Raw genomic sequence first — 20475 nt, 5'->3', positions numbered from 1 at the left:
ATGACCTATGAAGCCTTTCACGACGGCCTGCGCGATACCCGGTTTGCGCTCAACCACGGGACGGTCGAGATGCCGGCGGTTGGATTCGGTACCTTGTTCCGCGATCTCGCCACCACGACCGAAGCGGTGAAGGAAGCGCTGGCCGCCGGTTTCCGCCATTTCGATTGTGCCGAGCGCTATCGCAACGAAGCGCAGGTTGGTGTAGCGCTGAAGGAGATGCAGGAGGCCGGCAAAGTCCGGCGCGAGGAACTGTTCATCACCACCAAACTGTGGAATACCAACCACCGTCCCGAGCGCGTCAAACCTGCGTTCGAAGCCAGTTGCCAACGCCTGCAAGTGGACTACATCGACTGCTACCTGATCCACACGCCGTTTGCTTTTCAACCCGGCGAAAACCAGGACCCGAGGGACGGGCAGGGCAACGTCATCTACGACAACGGCGTGACATTGATCGAGACGTGGCGGGCGCTTGAGCGTCTGGTGGATGAGGGGCGGGCACGGTCCATCGGCCTGTCCGATATCACACTGGACGCGCTGAAGGCGATTGTCGCCGTCGCCCGGATAAAACCTGCCGTGGTGCAGGTCGAGTCCCATCCTTATCTGCCGGAGTGGGAGTTGCTCGAGTTTTGCAAAGAGCACGGGATTATCGTGCTGGCGTTTGCCCCACTGGGGCATGGCATGCAGCCGAATGTATTGCAGGACCCGGTGATCACCGGCATCGCCCGGCGCCTGCAGAAAACACCGGCGCAGGTGGCACTGGCCTGGTCGGTACAACGTGGGGTGGCGTTCCTGACCACTTCGGCAACGCCGAGTCATATCCGGGAAAATATCGATATCTCGACCTTGCCGCACAGGGCCATGATCGAGATTCAACAAGACATCACCACCCGTATACGCTTCAATTCGGTGGTTGAAACCGGTGTCCCCGGGTTCATTGCGCGCAAGCCGTAGTGCCTGACGCCGGGGCGGTCCGTCACGGGGCCGTCCTGTTGGCTTTTTCCTTGAGGTGAAAACGATGGATGTTTTCCAGACCCTGCGGTGTTTCGTGGCAGTCGCCCAAAGCGGCAGCTTCACCGCGGCGGCCGCGATGCTGGACACCACCACGACCAACGTTTCCAAAGCCGTTTCCAGCCTGGAGGCCAGGCTGCAGACGCGGCTGATCAACCGGACGACCAGACGCCTGGCATTGACCGAAGCCGGTGTGCGTTATTTGCAGCGCTGCGAGCGAATTCTGCAGGAAGTACGCGAGGCCGATGCAGAGGCGGGCACGGCTCAGGTCATGCCCGCCGGCCGGCTGAAAATCCATGCCATGTCGGCCATTGGCAACCATTACGTGATCGGCGCCATTGCCCGCTACCGGGAAACCTATCCTTCGGTGCTGTTTGACCTGACCGTGACCAATCGGCTGCCGGACCTGCTGGAGGAGGGCTATGACATGTCGATCGTGTTGGCGCGGGACCTGCCCGATTCCGGGTTTGTCGCCCAGCGGTTGGGCATTACCTACAGCATTCTCTGCGCTTCGCCGGGGTACCTGAGCGAACGCGGGATTCCCGGGTCGCCGAGTGAACTCGACGGCCATGATTGCCTGCGCATCGTCAACACGGTCATGCCGGCCGAGAACTGGGTATTTGAAGGCCCGCTTGGGGCGGAAACGTTCAGCACGCCTGTGTCTCCCTTTCACGTCAACACGGCTGACGCCATGACATTCGCGATCAAGAACGGGATGGGGATTGGCATTCAGCCGATTGCTACAGCCGTCGAGGGCCTGCGGGCGGGGACTTTGGTGCGCGTATTGCCGGAGTATCGGCTTGAAGAGTTGAACCTGTTTGCGATCTACCCGTCACGCAAGTTCGTGGATGCAAAGATCAAAACCTGGGTGGAATTCCTGAAGCATTCCATTCCGGGGTTACTGGCGTCTGATGAAAAAATTGTGGGTGCATCTGTGTAGCGATGTGGCTGGCGCTGCAGGCATGGAGTGTCGACCCTCCATCGTCCATACAGTGCTCAACCGTTCGAGCATCCGCTGCCCATCACCTGGTATTCAAGGGTGTGGCGCTGGCCTTGGGAATCTTCATAGGTCATGCGCGCCGGGACCGGAGCACATTCATTGGCGATTTCCGACACTTCGATGACGCGCTTGATATCAAGGTTTGTGCCGTATGTGTAGGTTTCAACCGGTGATTGGCCGGTGGCGGCAGTCGAGTGGCTGTCGTCTGCAAAGGCCTGGGTGCCGGCGGTGCCAAGCGTTAGCAAGAGTGCGATTTTCAGCAGTTTCATGAAGTTCACCTCGTGGTTGAAGCGTTGTCGTGCAAAGGTTTTTACCGCGTGAGGAAGCTGTGCCCGACTGGGTTTGCTCACTTGGGTAGAGCCGATATTAGGCGTTTGGTGGGGGCGCAAATATCGGTCGGCGGGATAAACACTGTTGCCGGATTGCTCATGAATCGAGGGGGATTCGTTGAGACGATCGGTCAATCCACCGGGTGCTGCCTCTGGTTTTGAAGACGCACCGGACTACGATCGTTGCTTCTCGCGACGCCATGTCGACACGCTGCAACCAAAGCGACCCGAGAACCATCTCGAAAAGGCACTCAAGGAAGAGAAGCCCAGGAGAATCGCTATTTCTGAAAGCGATCGCTCGCGGTTCACGACATAGCGGTTCACCAGATCGATCCGCACGTCATCGACAATGGATGAGTAACTCTGGTCGTGGTGGGCGAGATGGCGATACATGGTCTTGCGGTCCACACCAAGCTGCTGGGCCACTTTTTCGGCTACGCACTCGCCCGTGGGCAACAGCGCGAAGATCAGTTTCCTGACCTTGTCGGGCATCGTGACGTCAGACTGTGCCAGTTTTGCATCGAGAAATTCCCGTGCGTGCCGCGCAATCAATGGGTCATACGACTGGATCGTTGTATCCAGATCGGCGGTGGCCAAGACAATGCCGTCGAATTCATGATTGAACCGCACCGATGTACCAAACACATGGCGGTGCTTCGCCTGGTTGGCTGGCGCAGGGTGCGTGAAACAGACACTCAGAGGCGTCCAGGCAGGACCCAGCAGCTGTTTCATTGTCCGGAAAATCACGCAGGTGACGAGCTCTGTCCCCTGGCGCACGGAGCCCCCCATATTGTCCGTGACTTCTTGCCTGAAAATCGCCACGCCGTTCGCTTCTTCAATGCGCAGGACCATTGATCCGTTAGTCAGCCCGAGGCGACGCGTCAGCGATTGCCAGGCTTTGCGCAGCGTCTGCTCCTCACGCAGGGCAATGGCCAGGGGACCGAGGTTTTCCAACTGACGGGTTTCGCCCATGCGCAGGCCAAAGTCTTCGATCCCTGCGGCAAGTGCCGAGTCTTCCAGCAAATGCATGATCGATTTCGCCGGGACCATGATGCTCGGGTCCATCAAGGCCGAATAGCTGATACCTGCCTTGCGCAATTGCCGATAGGGATCGAGTCCGGCGGCCAGAGCAACCTCGATAAAATTCGTCAGGCTTGAACTTCTAAGAAAACTCGGCATAAGGGCTCCATTTTTTGTGCCACGAAATGTAAAAAAAACACCCCAGAATGTCAAATTCGCCAACGGACGTTCACGGATACTTTTTCTACGAGTGGAGCTAACCACACTGATAGCTGGCGCCACCGATCACACTTTCGTGTTCAAGGAGAATCAAATTGGCACATGTTATTCGTATGAATGAAACAGGTGGTCCGGAAGTTCTTCGTTGGGAAGAAATGGACGTTGGCGATCCTGGTCCCGGGCAAGTTCGATTGCGTCATGAAGCCGTGGGTCTGAACTTTGCCGACACTTATTTCCGCTCGGGGTTGTACCCGATGCCGCTTCCCGCCGGCATGGGCGTGGAGGGCGCAGGCGTAGTCCAGGCCGTCGGCGAAGGCGTGAGCAATGTTGCGGTCGGCGACCGTGTGACCTATACCGGCTTTCTCAACACCTTGGGTGCCTATAGCACCGAGCGCCTGATACCCGCGGCACCCTTGATCAAGCTGCCCGATGCCATTTCGTGTGAAACGGCAGCGGGGATGACCATGCGCGGGCTGACGTCGTCCTATCTGATGCGTCGCATCCATGACTTCAAGCCGGGCGACACCCTCCTTATGCATGCTGCGGCTGGCGGTGTCGGACTGATCGTGTCGCAGTGGGCCAAGCTACTGGGCGTGACTGTTATCGGCACCGTATCGAGCGAGGCCAAGGCCGAGGTTGCGCGGGCCCATGGCTGCGACCATACGATCAACTACAGCCACGAAGATGTGGCCGCGCGGGTCCGCGAATTGACCGATGGCGTTGGCGTAAACGTGGTGCTCGACAGTGTGGGTAAAGACACCTTCGAGGCCTCTTTGAATTCGGTCAAGCGGCGCGGGCTGATCGTTTGCCTGGGCTTCGCTTCCGGCCCGGTGTCAGGCTTTGATCCGCAGATCCTTGCCACCAAGGGTTCCCCGTTCCTGACCCGTCCGGCACTGGCCGATTACATCATCGACCCGGTTGAAAAGGCGGCACTCGCTGCGGAACTCTTCGGCCATGTTGCAGCCGGTCGCATCAACATTCCGATCAATCAGCGTTACGCGCTACAGGATGCTGTGCAGGCCCATCGGGATCTGGAAGCGCGCAAAACCACGGGCTCCTCGATTTTTGTGATTTGAGGAGGTCGTCATGCGAGTTGAACCACTGACCTGTTCCATCGGCGCCGAGCTCACCGGTGTCAATGTCGCCGACGCCATCCACGACGATGGCTTGTTCAGGCTTATCCGCGAGGCGTTGATCAGGCATCGGGTGCTGTTTGTGCGTGACCAGGACATAACGAGGGCTGAGCATGCGGGCTTTGCCCGCCGCTTTGGTGAGCTGGAGGACCACCCCGTAGCGCCAACCGACCCCGAGGCGCCCGGTCTGGTGCAGATCTACAAACGCCCGGACGTCCCGCTCGATCGCTATGAAAACACCTGGCATACCGACGCGACCTGGCGCGAGGCGCCACCCATGGGGGGCGTGCTGCGCTGCGTGGAGTGCCCGCCAGTCGGCGGTGACACGGTGTGGGCCAACATGGTTTTGGCGTACGACAACCTGCCGGATCAGGTCAAGACGCAGATCACCGAGCTGATTGCCAGCCATAGCATCCAGTCGAGTTTCGGCGCTGCGATGCCGCGTGAAAAGCGCCATGCGTTGAAGGCGCAGTTTCCGGACGCGGAGCATCCGGTCGTGCGCACCCACCCTGAAACCGGCGAAAAGGTCCTGTTCGTCAATGCCTTCGCGACGCACTTCGTGAACTACCACACCAAGGAACGCGTGCGCTTCGGACAGGACTGCAACCAGGCCGGTGGCGACCTGCTGCAGTACCTGATCAGCCAGGCATACATACCTGAATATCAAGTGCGCTGGCGCTGGAAGAAAAACAGCATGGCCATCTGGGACAACCGCAGCACCCAGCATTACGCCGTGATGGATTACCCGCCGTGCCATCGCAGGATGGACCGCGCCACGATCATCGGTGACCGGCCTTATTGAGCGGGAAAGCGCAGCCTTTTTCCAATCCGATCCAACTAGCTGACAGTGAGAGAAAGAATGCAATTTCTAGACGATTCGCTGCACCCGGAAAACCAGGAAAAAGTTGTTATTACCGTCGCTCCATACGGTCCCGAGTGGATGCCTGAGGACTTCCCGGAAGACATCCCCGTCACCATGGAACAACACATCGAAAAGGCCGTGGAGTGTTACGACGCTGGCGCCACCGTGCTGCACCTGCATGTACGTGAACTGGATGGCAAGGGATCAAAACGGCTGTCCAAATTCAATGAGCTGATCGCCGGTGTGCGCGAGGCTGTTCCGGACATGATCATCCAGGTCGGCGGTTCGATTTCATTCGCTCCGGAAGACGACGGCCAGGCCGCCAAGTGGCTGTCCGATGACACGCGCCATATGCTGGCAGACCTTGATCCGAAACCCGATCAAGTGACAGTGGCGATCAACACCACGCAAATGAACATCATGGAGTTGCTCTACCCCGAATACATCGAGGGGACTTCACTGGGTAATCCGGCACTCGGCGCTGCCTATAGCGAGATGACGGTGCCCGCAGGACCCGCCTGGGTAGCGGAGCATCTGCGCCGCCTGCAGGCATCCGGGATTCAGCCACACTTTCAGCTGACGGGTATCCACGCGCTCGAAACCCTCCAGCGCCTGGTCCGTAAAGGCCTCTACACCGGGCCATTGAACATGACGTGGATCGGGGTGGCCGGTGGGTTCGAAGGTCCAAACCCGTTCAACTTCATGAACTTCGTCCAGCGTGTGCCGCAAGCTTGCACGTTGACCGCCGAGTCTCTGCTCAAGAATGTGCTGCCGTTCAACATGATGGCCTTGGCCATGGGCCTGCACCCGCGCTGCGGCAACGAAGACACCATCATCGGCCAGCATGGTCAGCGCTTTGGCTCTGTGGATCAGGTCAGGCAAACCGTGCGTGTGGCCAAGGAACTGGGCCGCGAGATTGCGACCGGCAAAGAGGCGCGCCAGATCTACCGCATCGGTACCTGGTACAAGGATGCCGACGAAACGCTCGCTGCAAACGGCATGTTGCCCAATCGCACTACCGGCCCGATCGTCCCTTCAATGCACGTTCGATAGTTGGCCTATCAGTACGTCTACGCACGACCTGAAACGTTGATAGCACGAGCACGAAGGCGGTAGAGCCTTCCTGCCCGGTTGTACCGGTGCGGTCGTGCGCAATTCGCTTGAATGGCGTGGCATAAAAATAATGGGGGCAGTATGCAGGCAGAGCAGTTTTCCATGTCGGTTGCCACGAACCCGCCGCGTGAGGTTTCACGCCCGCGAGCCTATTCCTGGCTGGTATTTATCATTATCTATGCATTGATGCTGTCCGATTACATGTCGCGTCAGGCACTCAATGCAGTCTTTCCACAGCTCAAGGCCGAGTGGGTCTTGAGCGATGCGCAACTTGGCCTGCTCAGTGGCATCGTGGGGCTTGCAGTCGGCTTGCTGGCTGTTCCGGCCGCATTGGCGGCTGACCGCTGGGGGCGTGTCAAAAGCGTCGTGATCATGGCGCTGTTCTGGAGCCTGAGCACCTTGGCGTGCGGGCTTGCAGAACACTACAACCAGTTGCTGCTCGCCCGATTGTTTGTCGGTGTTGGCGAGGCCGGCTACGGCAGCGTCGGGCTTGCAATCATTTTGAGTGTATTCCCGCCTTCCATGCGGGCCACGCTGACCGGGGCCTTTACCTCCTCCGGCATGTTCGGCTCGGTACTGGGCATGGCCTCCGGCGGCGTGATAGCGACTCACTTTGGCTGGCGCGCCGCATTGATTGCCATGGCGGCGTTCGGATTCCTGCTGATCCTGTTCTTTGCATTCACCATTTCCGAAGCTCGCCTGGCGCGGCACATGCCCCTGCAGTTGGCCGAATCGCCGGCAGAGGGCCAGCGTGTCAGGAAAATTCAGTGGCGCTCACTGTTCAAGGCCCTGTTCGGCGCGCCTACGCTGGTGTTCACCTATGTGGGCAGCGGGCTTCAGCTCTTTACCGCCTACACCATCATTGCCTGGATGCCCAGCTACCTTAACCGTTACTACGATTTACCCGCGGACAAGTCGGCACTGGCGGCGGCAGTGCTGCTGATCGCCAGCGGGATTGGCATGGGTTTGTGTGGCTTGTTCACTGACTGGATGGGACGCAAGTCGGGCAGGAATAAAGCGTCGATCGCAATCATCTACTGCCTGGTCTCATGCGTGCTGCTGATGACCAGCCTGCGCTTGCCACCCGGAACCGCGCAGTTTGCGGTGATCATCGCCGGCGTCTTTTTTGCGGCGGGCACTTATGGCTCAGCGGGCGCCATGGTCACCGACCTGGTGCACGTCTCTCTTCATGGAACCGCCATTGCCACCCTGGCGCTGGCTGGCAATTTGCTGGGTGGTGCGCCGGGGCCCTACCTGACGGGGCTGCTTGCCGACAAAGTCGGCCTGCTCGGTGCATTGCAGTGGGTCCCGTTAGCCTCAATTGGCGCAGCGCTGGCGTTTGCCTTTGCGAGGGCCAATTACCTGCGCGACCTGCACCGCCATGAGTCTTCAGGCTGCCAATGATCGCTTTGAAAAAACCAGCTCTCACATCCCATCAGGAAATGCAGACGATGAATCACACCCACTCAAAACCGCTCAAGGGTAAAGTCGCCGTGATCACCGGTGCCGGTCGTGGCATTGGTCGCGCCATTGCACTCGCTTATGCGCAGGCCGGCGCCGCTGTGGTTTGCAGCGCACGCAGCGCAGCAGAAATAGCCGAGACTGTCCGCCTGATTATCGAAGCAGACGGCCAGGCTGTCGCTCAAACAGCCGACGTTGGTGACTACAACGCAGTCGTTGCGCTGTACCAGCGCGCCAGCGATGAATTCGGCGGTGTCGATATTGTGGTCGCCAACGCCGGCGTCGCGACCGAGCAACGGCGGATCGAGGACAGTTGCCCGGCACAGTGGCGCGCGACCATCGACATCAACCTGACCGGTGCATACCACACCGCCCATGCCGCCATCCCCCACCTGCGGCGGCGCGGTGCCGGGAAAATCATCATGATCGGTTCCGGTCAGCGCAACCGTGCCACCCCAGGCTTTTCGGCCTACTCCTGCTCCAAGAGCGGCATGTGGATGCTCACCCAGTCACTCGCGGTGGAACTGCTTGAATACAACATCAGTGTCAACGAACTCATCCCCGGGCCTGTACAGACCGAGATGACGCGCAGCGCGGCGATCCCCCCGGGTGAGTGGTTCAAGACCCCGGAAGACGTGGTGCCCCTGGCCCTGTTCCTGGCGGACATGGCCGATGCAGGACCTACCGCCCAGAGTTACAGCCTGATGCGCCGTGCGAGCTGAGATACCGTCGCGACGTATGCCTTTCATGTAACAAGGCCATTTCGAATGGGCACAGGAGAATGGCCGATTGAATATATATAAGATCATGATGAGAAGAATAAAATGAGCGAAAGTGCACTGTTTACCCGGATGGACCAAAGCACCCAAAAAGACTGGGATATCATATCCGCCGAATTTAAAAACTTTGCCGCCGCTCTGCCTGATCGAATACTCGCGCACATGAATCTGCTCGCGGGTGATTTTTCCGGCTTTCCAATCGATCGCCTGAGCCACTGCCTGCAAACCGCTACACGCGCCTACCGTGATGGTCGCGATGAAGAATATGTGGTTTGCGCGTTACTGCATGACATCGGCGATACGTTAGGTGCCTACAATCACTCTGAAGTGGCGGCCGTCATCCTCAAACCCTTTGTCAGCGAAGAAAATCACTGGATGATCCAGAACCACGGGATTTTTCAGGGGTATAACTTTTTTCACCGCATCGGAATGGATCGCAACATGCGCGACATGTTCAAAGAGCATTCGAACTATGTGCGGACTGCAGAGTTTATCGAGTTATATGACAGTCCTGCCTTCGACCCTGAAGGTGAAACTTTACCCATGAGTTTCTTTGAGCCGATGTTGCGGCGCGTTTTTGCCAAACCCAAGTCTTCACTCTATGGGCTCATGTTTGAGCGCAGCAACCAGGAGGACTCTGTAACCTGATACGGCCTGAACCAGCTGCCCCAAAATGTAAAATTATTACCCCAAATCGTCAAAGCCGAATTTATTTTTCCGCCGATAGTTGTCTTGCGCCTTCCGACGCGGGGCCAGCAGCTCAAAGCTGTTAACCGATGCCCCGCGACTGATCCCGGCGTGTGCCACTTCATCCAGATATCGGAGACATTTATGCAATTGGACGAGCAGGTTGAACACGCGCCATTCGGGATGGCGCAAGCAGGCGCGCGAAACTTTGCCGGTCGTGTCGTATTGATCACCGGCGCGGGCCGTGGCCTGGGGGGAACCATTGCCCTGCATTTCGCAAGGGCCGGTGCGGATGTCGTCATCTGCGATATCGATATGCCTGCCCTGGAAGAAACCCGAAAGGCTGTCGAAGCGGCGGGTGCCAACTGTCTGGCCTTGCACTGCGACATCTCCTCGAGCAGCCAGGTCGTCGACCTGTTCGCCAGCATTGTCGAACGCTTTGGCACTTTGCATATTCTGGTGAATAACGCGGCGCGGGCTCCCACGGCGGCGGCTGACGAGGTGCGACGCAACAAGCACTACGCGTACATCACTACACCGCAGCCGAGGCAGTCACTGGGTTTCACCAGTGAAATCACGGACGAAGAGTGGCACCGGTACTGGGATGTCAACGTGCACGGCATGTTCTATTGCACGCGCGAAGCGCTCAAGCTGATGCAGGAGCAACGCTATGGTCGTATCGTGAACCTTGCGTCGATCGCCGGGATCTCGGCAATCAGTGCGCACAGCCCGCACTACAGCGCATCGAAGGGCGCCGTTATTGCCTTCACGAAGTCCGTCGCGGCGGAAGTTGCCGGGGGCAATATCCTGGTCAACGCGCTGGCACCGGGCGGGGTGTCGACCGCCTTCTTTGAAGAATATCTTGACTCCATTGGCGAGGAAGCCCGGCGCAGGTTCTGGCAAGTCATACCGGCCGGACGGTTCGGGACAACTGACGAATATGCGTCCGTGGCGACGTTCCTTGCAGGCGATCACTATTTTGTGGGTCAGGTGATCAGTCCCAACGGGGGCGCAGTCCTTTGAACAGCGCCGCGCGGTTCCTGTAAAGCCGCGCGGCCTTTGCTGTTTAGCACATGACCCAACTGGCACATCTGGACGAAATCATGCGACTGGTAAGATTCGGAGAAAAAGGTAAAGAGAGACCTGGCCTGCTCGATAGCCAAGGCATCCTCAGAGACCTGAGCAGTATTCTCGGCGACATCGATGCAAGCACCGTCACGCCGGCATCTCTCGACAAACTACGAAAAATCGACCCATTGACGCTCCCAGCCGTGGAGGGGAGCCCAAGGCTGGGGCCGCCACTGCGGGTAACCGGCAAGTTCCTCGCGATCGGGTTGAATTACCGGGATCATGCGCAGGAGGCAAATCTGCCGATCCCCGCAGAACCTATCGTTTTCATGAAGGCCAACTCCTGTGTCACCGGCCCCGATGATGAAATCATCATTCCACGCGGTAGCCAGAAAACCGATTGGGAAGTCGAACTTGGAATCGTCATTGGCAGCGAGGGTGCCTACCTCGAAAAGGAGGAAGCACTCGCGCATGTAGCCGGGTATGTCCTGATTAATGATGTCTCGGAAAGATCATATCAATTGGAGCGTGGAGGCACTTGGGATAAAGGAAAAAGTTGCGATAGCTTTGGTCCGATTGGCCCATGGTTAATCTCCAGGGATGAGATCGAGGACGTACAGAACTTATCCATGTGGCTGGATGTGAATGGTGTTCGCAGACAGACAGGGAATACGTCTACGATGATCTTTGATGTGCCAACCATCGTGGCTTATATCAGCCAGTTCATGCGGCTTTACCCTGGAGACATTATTACAACGGGTACACCTCCTGGTGTAGGGATGGGTATCAAGCCGACACCTGTATTCCTTGAAGAAGGAGATATTGTCACCTTGGGTATTGAACGCCTAGGCCAGCAACGCCAGACGTGCGTTCGCTATAAAGGTTGATTTCAAGAAAGAGCATGGAGCGATGATCTATATATTCCAGGCTATTGCAATGGACTGCAGAACCTGAGAACAAAATAATCCGTAGTTTGCCGGGCACCTGATGTTGTTTGAATAAAAATAAAAACAAGCGGAGGCAAATCAATGCATGAGCATAGAGTTTGTGATGCGCGCCCGTTGCGGCGAAGTCTGTTGGCCGGGGCGGGCAACAATACCGGTTCAAACGCCAACCCGTTATACAACGCAAGACCGCAGTGCGATGTACCTGACCTTTAAACCACTTTCCAAAATTCGCATTGTCCGGTTTCCGGGCAGGAGTTCTACGAAATGATGTTCGTGAAAAGTTTGATGGCGACTTCGCTTGCAGTGGTTTTCACAGGTGCGGCGCACGCCGCGGTTTCCCCTGTCGATGTGGCCAGGCTGGGTACCAGCCTGACCCTGGTGGGGGCCGAAAAGGCCGGTAATGCCGATGGCTCCATTCCAGCCTATGGCGGTGGCCTGACCACCGCTCCGGCCGGCTTCAAGGCGGGTGACACTTTGCGCCCGGATCCCTTCACCAGCGAGAAAACCTTGCTGGTGATCGATGGCAAGAACGTCGATCAGTACAAGGGCCTGCTCACCGCCACCACGGTGGAACTGGCCAAGCGTTACCCGACTTACCATGTCGACGTTTACCCGACCCACCGTACCGTTTCGCTGCCCCAGACCATTCTGGACAACGGCGTGAAGAACGCCACCGGCGCCAAGTCCCTGGAAGGCGGGTTGGCCATCGACAACATCCTGCCGGGCGTGCCGTTTCCGATTCCGCAATCGGGCGCCGAAGCGATGTGGAACTTCCTGCTGCGTTACCAGGGCGTCAGCATCACTGCCAAATATGACTCGTGGAACGTCGACTCGGCCGGTGTGCCAAGCCTGGCCACCACCGCCCAGGCGTTCATTACCTACCCGATCTACGAGAACCTGTCGCAGCTGGTCACCAGCTCCGACGTGTACTACCAGATCAAGCTGTATTACACCGGCCCTGCGCGCCGTGCCGGTGAAGCCATCATGCTCAAGGACTCTGCCAACGCAGTCGAGCAGCCGCGCCGCGCCTGGCAGTACCTGCCGGGCCAGCGTCGAGTCAAGCTGGCCCCGAGCCTGGCCTACGACACGCCTAACCCGGGCACGGCCGGCGCCGGTACCTACGACGACGTGTTCGTGTTCAACGGCGCGCTGGATCGTTATGACTGGAAGTTGGTGGGCAAGCGGGAAATGTTCGTGCCCTACAACACCTACAAGCTGACCTACGCCCAGGATCCGAAGTCACTGACCACCGCGAATCATCTGGCACCGGATATGGTGCGCTGGGAGAAACACCGCGTCTGGGTCGTGGAAGGCAACCTGAAGTCCGGCGCACGTCACGTGTACCAGAAACGCCGCTTCTACCTTGACGAAGACAGCTGGGTCGCTCTGGCATCTGACGAGTACGACGCCCGTGGCCAGCTCTACCGTGGATCCTTCGCTTTCCTGAGCCAGAGCTATGACAAGCAGGTTCCCGACGCCACGCCGTACATGATCTACGACCTGGTCGGCGGCTCCTACAACATCAACGGCGTAGTCGGCCCGTATGGCGGCATCCACTACATCAATTCGCTGTCCAAGGCGCAGTGGTCGCCTGAGTCGCTGGCAGGGGCTGGTATTCGCTGAACACTCTTTGACAAGGCTCAGGCATGAGTCGCCTGCAACGCACCCTGCAGGGTGCTCATGACAATGTCATGCAGCAGCTTGCGGCGTGCCCCCTTGCTTGCCTGGGACTCTCCAACCCAGGCCGGCAATTGGTTGAGCAGGGAAACGATGCCGCTCAAGGTCGCGCGACGGGTAACGCTCACCGGCATGCCGGTGAGCTGCTCTATGGTGTGCACCAGGTGTTCTTCGTAGCGCCGGCGCAGGCCCCGTATCAAGTCATGCTGCTCGCTGTTCAGACAATGAAGGTCATATTCGGCCAGGCGGAAATGCGCGCCCATGCGCTCATGCAGCAAGAGGTGCGCCTCAAGCAGGCCATGCAGTCGTACGGCGGGTGTGGATTTGCGACGGTTCACCAGGCTGGCGCCATGCAGCAACTGTTCGTAGAGTTCCTCGATCAGTTCGAACAGCAGTGCCTCCTTGCTTTCGATGTGGTTGTAAATGGAGCCGGCCTTGATGCCCAGACAAGCCGCCAGGTCGCGCATGCTTACCCGGCTGAAACCGCATCGGGCGAATAGCTCGAGCGCCTTGTGGCGAGTTTCCAGATAGCGCGAGTGGTGCACTTGTTCGATGGACTCCACCAAAAGAGCGTTCTGGCTGGCGAAGCGGGGCGTGACTGGCTGGGGGTTAGTCATGGAATCAATACCTCCATCGTTGCTCATCCACCTCATACGCGAAACTGCCCCAACAGCCGATTGAGCTCGCCCGCCAGTTGGCCCAATTCCAGGCTGGCCTCGTTGGACCGGTCTGCTGCCAGGGCATTCTCTTGCGCCAGCGAGGCTGCGCGGGTGACATTCTGGCTGATGTCCTCGACCACGTGGGACTGTTCCAGGTTGGCACTGGCGATCGAGGCGTTCAGCTCGGTAAGGTTACGCAGTGCAGTGATGACCTGGTGCAGGCTTTCACCGGTTTCGCGGGCCTGCGCCACGGTTTCCTGAGCGGCCTGGCTGCTGACATTGATGACCTTCACTGCCGCTTCCGAATTGCTCTGCAGACGCTCGATCATGCCCTGGATCTGCGCGGTGGACTGCTGGGTGCGCTGGGCCAACAGGCGTACTTCGTCTGCTACCACGGCGAAGCCGCGACCCTGTTCGCCAGCGCGTGCCGCCTCGATTGCAGCGTTCAGCGCCAGCAGGTTGGTCTGCTCGGCGATGGCGCGGATCACTTCCAGCACGGTGCCGATCTGGGAGCTTTCCTGGGCCAGGCTCTGGATCACTTCGACAGCCTGGCCGATGGTCGCGGACAACTGGTCGATCTGCTGCAGGCTGCTATCGATGTTGTGCTGGCCCTTGCAGGCTTGCTCATCGGCCTGGCGAACTTCGTTGGCGGCGTGTTCGGCGTTCTTCGCCACCTCCTGCACCGCGTAGGAGACTTCGTGAATGGCGGCGGCCACCAGTTCCATCTGCTGTGACTGCTGCTGGCTGTGGCGTTGGCTATCGCTGGCAATCTCACCGAGCGATTGCGAGGCCTTGTCCAGGCTGCCGGCGCTCTGCATGGACTGGCCGATCACAGTGCGCAGCTTGCTGGTGAACGCGTTGAAGTGGCCGCTCAGAGCGGTCAGTTCATCGCGCCAGCGACTGTCCAGGTTGTGCGTCAGGTCGGCATCGCCGCTGGCGATGTTCTCCATTGCATTGACCACCTGCGCCAGTGGCGAGGCTATGCTGCGGGCAATCAGCAAGATCAGCGCGCTCAGCAGCAGGGCGATCGTCAGCAGAATGACGAAGGTTTGTAGCAACTGGCGGCGGAACTCGACTTGCACGTCGTCGATGTAGATGCCCGAACCGACAATCCAGCCCCAGGGCTTGAACAGTTCGACGTAGGAAACTTTCTCCACTGGTGCGTCGGAGCCCGGTTTAGGCCAGCGGTAGTGCACCAGGCCGGAGCCGTCGCGCGTTGCCACGGTCACCATCTCGTCGAACAGTGCCTTGCCATCAGGGTCGCGGGTACCGGCCATGCGCTTGCCCTCGAGCTTGGCATTGGGGTGCATGACCATGCGCGTGTCGAGGTCTTCGATCCAGAAGTAGTCCTCGCGGTCGTAGCGCAGGTCGCGCATGACCGCGCGGGCCTGTTGTTGCGCTTGTTCACGATCGAGACCCTGGCTTTCCAGGTTCTGGAAGTGGCGCAGGATGCCGCTGGCCGTTTCTACCACATGACGGGTTTTCAGCGCCTTGGCCGCGTAGAGGTCGTCATGGTTCTGCTTGAGCATCAGGCCGGCGAGAATCAGCAGCATCAGGATGGACGTCAGCAGGATCAACCATAGGCGGCGGCTGATGGGAATATTGCGCAGGCCGGGCATCGGCAGCTCCAGAAGGGGGCGGAAGAAGGGGCAGCCGGACGCAGCAGGGCGTCCGGCCAACGGCTCAGAGCGCGTAGTGGGCCAGTTCGCGGGCGATCAGCAGGCGCTGGACCTCGCTGGTGCCTTCGTAGATCTGGGTGATGCGCGCATCGCGGTAATAGCGCTCTACCGGGTAGTCCTCCAGATAGCCATAGCCACCATGAATCTGCAGGGCGCTGGAGCACACGCGCTCAGCCATTTCCGAGGCGAACAGCTTGGCCTGGGACGCTTCTGACAGGCACGGTTGCCCGGCGCTTTTCAGGCGCGCGGCATGCAGCACCAGCAGGCGGGTAGCATTGAGGCGGGTGTGCATATCCGCGAGCAGGTTGGACACGCTCTGGTGCTCGATGATCGGCTTGCCGAACTGCACGCGTTCGCGGGCATACCCCAGCGCGGCCTCGAAGGCGGCGCGAGCGATGCCCAAGGCCTGGGCGGCGATGCCGATGCGACCGCCTTCGAGGTTGGACAAGGCAATGGCCAGGCCCTTGCCGCGCTCGCCCAGCAGATTGGCCTCGGGGATCGTGCAGTTATTCAGGGTCACCGCACAGGTATCGGAGGCCTTGATGCCCATCTTGTGTTCGCTGCGGTCGACCACAAATCCGGGGTTGTCGGTTGGCACCAGGAAGGCCGACAGACCCTTCTTGCCCAGCTCCGGATCGGTGACGGCGAAGACAATCGCAAGCTTGGCGCGCTTGCCGTTACTGACGAACTGCTTGGCACCGTTGAGTACCCACTGGCCGTCGCGCAGTTCGGCGCGGGTGCGCAGGTTGTGTGCTTCGGTGCCGGCCTGTGGCTCGGTCAGGCAGAAGCAGCCGATCGCCTGACCACTGGCCAGAAGCGGCAGCCAGCTGTCTTGCTGGGACGGGCTGCCATATTTCAGCAGGGGGCCGCAGCCCACTGAATTGTGGATGCTCATCAATGCGCCGAGGGCACCGTCGCCGGCCGAGATTTCCTCCACGGCCAGGGCATAGGCCACATAGTCGGTGTAGCTGCCGCCCCAAGTGTCCGGCACGACCATGCCCAGCAGGCCCAGTTCACCCATCTGCACTACCACGGCGTCATCGATCCAGCCTGCCTTCTCCCAGGCTTGGGCCTGCGGTGCGACTTCGCTGCGGGCGAAGTCGCGTGCCATGTCGCGGATCATGCGTTGTTCTTCGGTCAATTCGATATCGTGCATTGCGTTGTCTCCTGCTGATCAGGCGATGCGAAGGGAGGGCGGGAGGCTGGCCGGAAGCCGCTGAAAAAGGCTTGCACCCGTGGTGGTGCCAGCTCTGCCAGGGTTGGCGGATTCCAGCGGGGGCTTTTGTCCTTGTCGATGATCAGGGCGCGTATGCCCTCCATCAGGTCGCCCTTGTCGAACCACTGGTCATCCAGGTGCAGCTCCAGAGCGAAGCAGTCGGCCAGGCTCAGGTAACGGCCGCGGCGCAACAGCTCCAGGGTCACGGCCATCGCCAGTGGTGAGCGGCTGTCGAGCAGTTTGACCGTCTGCTCGGCCCAGTCGCGCAGTTCCGGACGCTGCTCGCGCTGCAGGGCGGTGCGAATGGCCGGTACATCAGGCAGGGCGAAGTATTCGTCGATTACCTGGCGATAGGCCTTGAGTTCCGACCCCGCTATGCGCTCGGTGGCCAGGCCGTCGAGCAAATCCTGCAGGTCTTCTTCGGGCGTACTGGTCCAACTCATGTAATCCAGGACGGCATCCAGTTCGGCCAACTGCCCGCTGGACAGGCAGTAGTCGGCCAGATCGGCATAGAGGGCATCGGCGGCACGAATCTGGCAACCTGTGACCCCCAGATAGATACCCAGCTCACCCGGAAGGCGTGGCAGGAAGTAGCTGCCGCCGACGTCGGGGAAAAAGCCGATGCCGACTTCCGGCATGCCCATGCGGGTGCGCTCGGTGATCACCCGCAGCGAGGCGGCCTGGGCCAGGCCCATGCCGCCACCGAGGACAAAACCATCGAGCAGCGCCAGCACCGGTTTGCAATAGCCATGCAGGTACTGGTCGAGGGCGTACTCTTGCTTGAGGAAGCGCTCGTGCAGGTTGTCGCCGGACTTGTGGCTGTCATACAGCATGCGGATGTCGCCACCGGCACAGAAGGCCTTCTCGCCGGCGCCGCGGATGGTCACGGCGACGATCTCCGGATCCCGTTCCCAGGCCGACAGATGCCGGTACAGCTGCGTCACCATGGTCAGGTCCAGGGTGTTCAATGCGCTCGGTCGATTCAGTGTCAGGTGGCCGACGCGGTTGCGCACGCTGGCCAGCACCGGGGCTTGCTGCTCGCTCATGCTCAGGCTTCCCCGCGGAACAGTTTGATGATCGCGGAGAAGTCCAGGCCGCCATTACCTTGCAGGCTGAAGGTCTGGTATAGCTGCTGAGCGGCAGCACCGAGCACCACTGGCTGACGCGCATGCCTGGCTGCTTCGGTGGCCAGGCCGAGGTCCTTGAGCATCAGGTCGGTACCAAAGCCGCCAGTGTAACCGCGCGAGGCCGGAGCATTTTCCAGCACGCCCGGGAACGGATTGTTGATCTCCGAGCTCCAGCAGCGTCCGGTGGAAGTACCGATGACACCGGCCAGAACTTTGGCATCCATGCCCAGGGCCACACCCAGGGCCATGGCCTCGGCAACGCCGACCATCGAGATGCCGAGCAGCATATTGTTGGCGATCTTGGCCACCTGGCCGTTGCCTGTTGCGCCGCAGTGCACGATGTTCCTGCCCATGGCCGAGAGAATCGGCAGGGCCTGGTCGTACACACTGACCGGGCCGCCGACCATGAACGTCAGGGTGCCTGCCGTCGCGCCGCCGGTGCCGCCGGAGACCGGCGCGTCGAGCATCGGGTTGCCTTGGGCAAGGGCGAATTTGGCCACCTCGCGGGCACTGAGTGGGTCGATGGTCGAACTGTCGATCAACAGCACGCCTTGGCCAATATTGGCCAGCAGGCCATCCTTGCCGCGATAGACCTGCTTCACGTGCTCGGCGGTTGGCAGCATGGTGATAATCACCTCGACCCTGGCTTTGGCCACACCGGCAGGCGAGTCAGCGGCGCTGGCGCCGGCCTCGACCAGGGCGGCGACGGCCTGCGGGAAAGGATCGAAGACGGTCAGGCTGTGGCCTGCCTTGAGCAGGTTGCGGGCCATTGGGCCGCCCATGTTGCCCAGGCCGAGAAAACCGATATGCATGATGACTACCTTTTGCGAGTGGGGAGCGCTACTGCGCATCGATCCGTTATGTGGGGTATTGCACCGTTCAGCTCCGGTCCGGCCGACGCTTTGCGCCGGCCGGCAGAGATCATTTCAGGGTGATGGTGGTGTTCACCGAACCGCCGGTGTCATCCTCGTCGAACCAGCGCTGGGTGACCGTCTTGGTCTGGGTGTAGAAGGTCACCACTTGCTTGCCGTAGGGGCCCAGGTCGCCGAGCTTGGAGGCGCGGGAGCCGGAGAAGGAGAACAGCGGCACCGGTACCGGGATCGGCACGTTGATGCCCACCTGGCCGACGTCGATTTCTTCCTGGAAGTGACGGGCAGCCGCGCCGGAGCGGGTGAACAGGGCGGTGCCGTTGCCATTCGGGTTGGCGTTGATGATCTCGATCGCCTCGTTCAGGCTGGCTGCGTGCATGACGCACAGCACCGGGCCGAAAATTTCTTCGCGGTACACCGACATTTGTGGAGTGACGCCGGAGAAGATGGTCGGGCCGACGAAGTTGCCGTCCTGGTAACCAGGCACGCTCGGGTTGCGTCCATCCAGCTCGAGCTTGGCGCCTTCTGTGACGCCGCTGGCGATCAGGCTGTTGACGCGATCCAGGGCCGCGCAGGAGATCACCGGACCGATGTCGGTACCCGGTTCGGTGCCGCCATTGATCTTGAGGGTTTTGGTCCGCTCGATCAGGTCCGGCAGCCAGGCCTGCGCTTCACCCACCAGGATCACCACCGGCAGGGCCATGCAGCGCTGGCCGGCGGCGCCGAAGGAGGCGCCCAGCAGGTTGTTCAGCGTCTGCTGCTTGTTGGCATCGGGCAGGACGATGGCGTGGTTTTTCGCGCCCATCATGCACTGTGCGCGCTTGCCGTTCTGGGTGGCGCGGTTGTAGACATGGGTACCGACCTTGGTCGAGCCCACGAAGGACACGGCCTTGATGTCCGGGTGATCACAAATCAGGTTCACCGCATCGACGCCACCGTGGATGACGTTGAGCACGCCCTTGGGCACACCTGCCTCCACAGCCAGTTCCACCAGGCGCATGGTCACCAGCGGGTCTTGTTCGGACGGCTTGAGGATGAAGGTGTTGCCGGTGGCGATGGCCATCGGGAACATCCACAGCGGGATCATCGCCGGGAAGTTGAACGGAGTGATGCCGGCGCACACGCCCAGCGGCTGCATCAAGGTGTAGGTGTCGACACCGTTGGCGACGTTGTTGGCCAACTCGCCCATCTGCAGGTTGCCAATGGCGGTGGCGTGCTCGACCACTTCCAGACCGCGGAATACATCACCTTCGGCATCGGGCAGGGTCTTGCCCTGTTCGGCGGTGAGCAAGGCAGCCAGTTCCTTGATGTTCTCGCGGATCAGTTGCTGGTATTTGAAGAAGATCCGGGAACGGGCGCCGATCGGCGTCTTGCGCCAGGTCTTGAAGGCTTCCTTGGCGCTGGCGACGGCGGCGTCCATTTCCTCTGCGGTGGCGAAGGGCACGCGAGCCAGGACTTCCTGAGTGGCCGGGTTGACCACGTCGCGCCACTGAGTGGTGCGCGATTCGACGAACTCGCCGTTGATCAGGAGCTTGACGCTTGGAACGATGGAAGAGGTCATTTTCGGGTCCTGCCTGCTTTCTTTGGGTCGAGTTAAGCCCCTCGGCCAGATTGGCCGAGCG

The 20475-nt window shown here is 60.0% G+C and carries 19 protein-coding genes and 1 pseudogene; 11 read left to right on the top strand and 9 right to left on the bottom strand.

Annotated features, from left to right (window positions below):
- Together ACEN8E_RS17890 and ACEN8E_RS17885 are read left to right on the top strand one after the other, a co-directional pair.
- Positions 1–951, top strand: coding sequence for an aldo/keto reductase (locus ACEN8E_RS17890; protein WP_495589246.1), 951 nt, complete (start codon positions 1–3; stop codon positions 949–951).
- Positions 952–1015: 64 nt separating this feature from the next.
- The gene (locus ACEN8E_RS17885) at positions 1016–1948 is read left to right on the top strand and encodes a LysR family transcriptional regulator (RefSeq protein WP_495589245.1); all 933 of its coding nucleotides are present in this window, start codon (positions 1016–1018) and stop codon (positions 1946–1948) included.
- Between the two features lie 56 nt (positions 1949–2004).
- On the opposite strand, the gene ACEN8E_RS17880 is transcribed toward ACEN8E_RS17885, so the two are convergent.
- Together ACEN8E_RS17880 and ACEN8E_RS17875 are read right to left on the bottom strand one after the other, a co-directional pair.
- Entirely contained in the window at positions 2005–2277 is a 273-nt protein-coding gene (locus tag ACEN8E_RS17880) for a DUF2790 domain-containing protein (protein ID WP_495589244.1), read from the bottom strand.
- Positions 2278–2511: 234 nt separating this feature from the next.
- The gene (locus ACEN8E_RS17875) at positions 2512–3516 is read right to left on the bottom strand and encodes an AraC family transcriptional regulator (protein WP_495589243.1); all 1005 of its coding nucleotides are present in this window, start codon (positions 3514–3516) and stop codon (positions 2512–2514) included.
- Positions 3517–3671: 155 nt separating this feature from the next.
- Between ACEN8E_RS17875 and ACEN8E_RS17870 the strand changes: the two genes are divergently transcribed.
- The 9 genes from ACEN8E_RS17870 (at position 3672) to ACEN8E_RS17830 (ending at position 13249) form a co-directional block, all read left to right on the top strand.
- The gene (locus tag ACEN8E_RS17870; protein WP_495589242.1) at positions 3672–4652 is read left to right on the top strand and encodes a quinone oxidoreductase family protein; all 981 of its coding nucleotides are present in this window, start codon (positions 3672–3674) and stop codon (positions 4650–4652) included.
- Between the two features lie 10 nt (positions 4653–4662).
- Entirely contained in the window at positions 4663–5511 is an 849-nt protein-coding gene (locus tag ACEN8E_RS17865; RefSeq protein WP_495589241.1) for a TauD/TfdA dioxygenase family protein, read from the top strand.
- Between the two features lie 57 nt (positions 5512–5568).
- Entirely contained in the window at positions 5569–6624 is a 1056-nt protein-coding gene (locus ACEN8E_RS17860; RefSeq protein WP_495589240.1) for a beta-keto acid cleavage family enzyme, read from the top strand.
- Positions 6625–6786: 162 nt separating this feature from the next.
- Positions 6787–8088: an MFS transporter gene (locus tag ACEN8E_RS17855; protein ID WP_495589239.1), complete on the top strand. Its 1302-nt coding sequence runs from the start codon at positions 6787–6789 to the stop codon at positions 8086–8088.
- A gap of 47 nt (positions 8089–8135) precedes the next feature.
- Positions 8136–8867 (top strand): SDR family NAD(P)-dependent oxidoreductase, encoded by a 732-nt coding sequence (locus ACEN8E_RS17850; RefSeq protein WP_495589238.1) that lies wholly within the window; start codon positions 8136–8138, stop codon positions 8865–8867.
- A 102-nt stretch (positions 8868–8969) separates the two neighbouring features.
- On the top strand, positions 8970–9572 hold the full coding sequence (locus tag ACEN8E_RS17845; protein ID WP_495589237.1) for an HD domain-containing protein: 603 nt from the start codon (positions 8970–8972) through the stop codon (positions 9570–9572).
- Positions 9573–9755: 183 nt separating this feature from the next.
- Entirely contained in the window at positions 9756–10634 is an 879-nt protein-coding gene (locus ACEN8E_RS17840) for an SDR family NAD(P)-dependent oxidoreductase (RefSeq protein WP_495589236.1), read from the top strand.
- Between the two features lie 80 nt (positions 10635–10714).
- Positions 10715–11566, top strand: coding sequence for a fumarylacetoacetate hydrolase family protein (locus ACEN8E_RS17835; RefSeq protein ID WP_495593349.1), 852 nt, complete (start codon positions 10715–10717; stop codon positions 11564–11566).
- 324 nt (positions 11567–11890) lie between these two features.
- A complete protein-coding gene (locus ACEN8E_RS17830) occupies positions 11891–13249 on the top strand; it encodes a DUF1329 domain-containing protein (protein ID WP_495589235.1) in 1359 nt (452 codons plus the stop codon).
- Between the two features lie 17 nt (positions 13250–13266).
- Here the strand turns inward: ACEN8E_RS17830 and ACEN8E_RS17825 are convergent, their stop codons facing one another.
- The 7 genes and pseudogenes from ACEN8E_RS17825 to ACEN8E_RS17795 all read right to left on the bottom strand — a co-directional run bounded on the left by ACEN8E_RS17825 (position 13267) and on the right by ACEN8E_RS17795 (position 20414).
- Positions 13267–13920, bottom strand: a complete 654-nt coding sequence (locus tag ACEN8E_RS17825; protein WP_495589234.1) for a TetR/AcrR family transcriptional regulator — start codon at positions 13918–13920, stop codon at positions 13267–13269.
- 32 nt (positions 13921–13952) lie between these two features.
- The gene (locus ACEN8E_RS17820; protein ID WP_495593348.1) at positions 13953–14687 is read right to left on the bottom strand and encodes a methyl-accepting chemotaxis protein; all 735 of its coding nucleotides are present in this window, start codon (positions 14685–14687) and stop codon (positions 13953–13955) included.
- 123 nt (positions 14688–14810) lie between these two features.
- Positions 14811–15491 (bottom strand): annotated as a pseudogene (locus tag ACEN8E_RS17815) (cache domain-containing protein); the annotation flags it as partial.
- Between the two features lie 154 nt (positions 15492–15645).
- The gene (locus ACEN8E_RS17810; protein ID WP_495589233.1) at positions 15646–16797 is read right to left on the bottom strand and encodes an acyl-CoA dehydrogenase family protein; all 1152 of its coding nucleotides are present in this window, start codon (positions 16795–16797) and stop codon (positions 15646–15648) included.
- Positions 16779–17903, bottom strand: a complete 1125-nt coding sequence (locus ACEN8E_RS17805) for an enoyl-CoA hydratase/isomerase family protein (protein WP_495589232.1) — start codon at positions 17901–17903, stop codon at positions 16779–16781. Before ACEN8E_RS17805 ends, ACEN8E_RS17810 begins: the two co-directional genes overlap by 19 nt.
- 2 nt (positions 17904–17905) lie before the next feature.
- The gene (gene mmsB, locus ACEN8E_RS17800) at positions 17906–18796 is read right to left on the bottom strand and encodes a 3-hydroxyisobutyrate dehydrogenase (RefSeq protein WP_495589231.1); all 891 of its coding nucleotides are present in this window, start codon (positions 18794–18796) and stop codon (positions 17906–17908) included.
- A gap of 109 nt (positions 18797–18905) precedes the next feature.
- Complete coding sequence (locus ACEN8E_RS17795) at positions 18906–20414, bottom strand: CoA-acylating methylmalonate-semialdehyde dehydrogenase (RefSeq protein ID WP_495589230.1); 1509 nt, start codon at positions 20412–20414, stop codon at positions 18906–18908.
- Positions 20415–20475: the final 61 nt, after the last annotated feature.

This window comes from Pseudomonas sp. Pseusp9 (genome assembly GCF_059491265.1).
The sequence above is the reverse complement of the archived record's forward strand: the minus strand, read 5'-3'. Positions and strand labels throughout refer to the sequence as shown.

What these genes read in the sequence shown, in the direction of transcription:
- ACEN8E_RS17795 (WP_495589230.1), bottom strand. Translation starts at nt 20,414, where the DNA reads ATGACCTCTTCCATCGTTCCAAGCGTCAAGCTCCTGATCAACGGCGAG.
- ACEN8E_RS17805 (WP_495589232.1), bottom strand. Translation starts at nt 17,903, where the DNA reads ATGAGCGAGCAGCAAGCCCCGGTGCTGGCCAGCGTGCGCAACCGCGTC.
- ACEN8E_RS17845 (WP_495589237.1), top strand. Translation starts at nt 8,970, where the DNA reads ATGAGCGAAAGTGCACTGTTTACCCGGATGGACCAAAGCACCCAAAAA.
- ACEN8E_RS17880 (WP_495589244.1), bottom strand. Translation starts at nt 2,277, where the DNA reads ATGAAACTGCTGAAAATCGCACTCTTGCTAACGCTTGGCACCGCCGGC.
- ACEN8E_RS17850 (WP_495589238.1), top strand. Translation starts at nt 8,136, where the DNA reads ATGAATCACACCCACTCAAAACCGCTCAAGGGTAAAGTCGCCGTGATC.
- ACEN8E_RS17855 (WP_495589239.1), top strand. Translation starts at nt 6,787, where the DNA reads ATGTCGGTTGCCACGAACCCGCCGCGTGAGGTTTCACGCCCGCGAGCC.
- ACEN8E_RS17875 (WP_495589243.1), bottom strand. Translation starts at nt 3,516, where the DNA reads ATGCCGAGTTTTCTTAGAAGTTCAAGCCTGACGAATTTTATCGAGGTT.
- ACEN8E_RS17835 (WP_495593349.1), top strand. Translation starts at nt 10,715, where the DNA reads ATGCGACTGGTAAGATTCGGAGAAAAAGGTAAAGAGAGACCTGGCCTG.
- ACEN8E_RS17890 (WP_495589246.1), top strand. Translation starts at nt 1, where the DNA reads ATGACCTATGAAGCCTTTCACGACGGCCTGCGCGATACCCGGTTTGCG.
- ACEN8E_RS17840 (WP_495589236.1), top strand. Translation starts at nt 9,756, where the DNA reads ATGCAATTGGACGAGCAGGTTGAACACGCGCCATTCGGGATGGCGCAA.
- mmsB (WP_495589231.1), bottom strand. Translation starts at nt 18,796, where the DNA reads ATGCATATCGGTTTTCTCGGCCTGGGCAACATGGGCGGCCCAATGGCC.
- ACEN8E_RS17825 (WP_495589234.1), bottom strand. Translation starts at nt 13,920, where the DNA reads ATGACTAACCCCCAGCCAGTCACGCCCCGCTTCGCCAGCCAGAACGCT.
- ACEN8E_RS17860 (WP_495589240.1), top strand. Translation starts at nt 5,569, where the DNA reads ATGCAATTTCTAGACGATTCGCTGCACCCGGAAAACCAGGAAAAAGTT.
- ACEN8E_RS17865 (WP_495589241.1), top strand. Translation starts at nt 4,663, where the DNA reads ATGCGAGTTGAACCACTGACCTGTTCCATCGGCGCCGAGCTCACCGGT.
- ACEN8E_RS17820 (WP_495593348.1), bottom strand. Translation starts at nt 14,687, where the DNA reads ATGGAACTGGTGGCCGCCGCCATTCACGAAGTCTCCTACGCGGTGCAG.
- ACEN8E_RS17810 (WP_495589233.1), bottom strand. Translation starts at nt 16,797, where the DNA reads ATGCACGATATCGAATTGACCGAAGAACAACGCATGATCCGCGACATG.
- ACEN8E_RS17885 (WP_495589245.1), top strand. Translation starts at nt 1,016, where the DNA reads ATGGATGTTTTCCAGACCCTGCGGTGTTTCGTGGCAGTCGCCCAAAGC.
- ACEN8E_RS17830 (WP_495589235.1), top strand. Translation starts at nt 11,891, where the DNA reads ATGATGTTCGTGAAAAGTTTGATGGCGACTTCGCTTGCAGTGGTTTTC.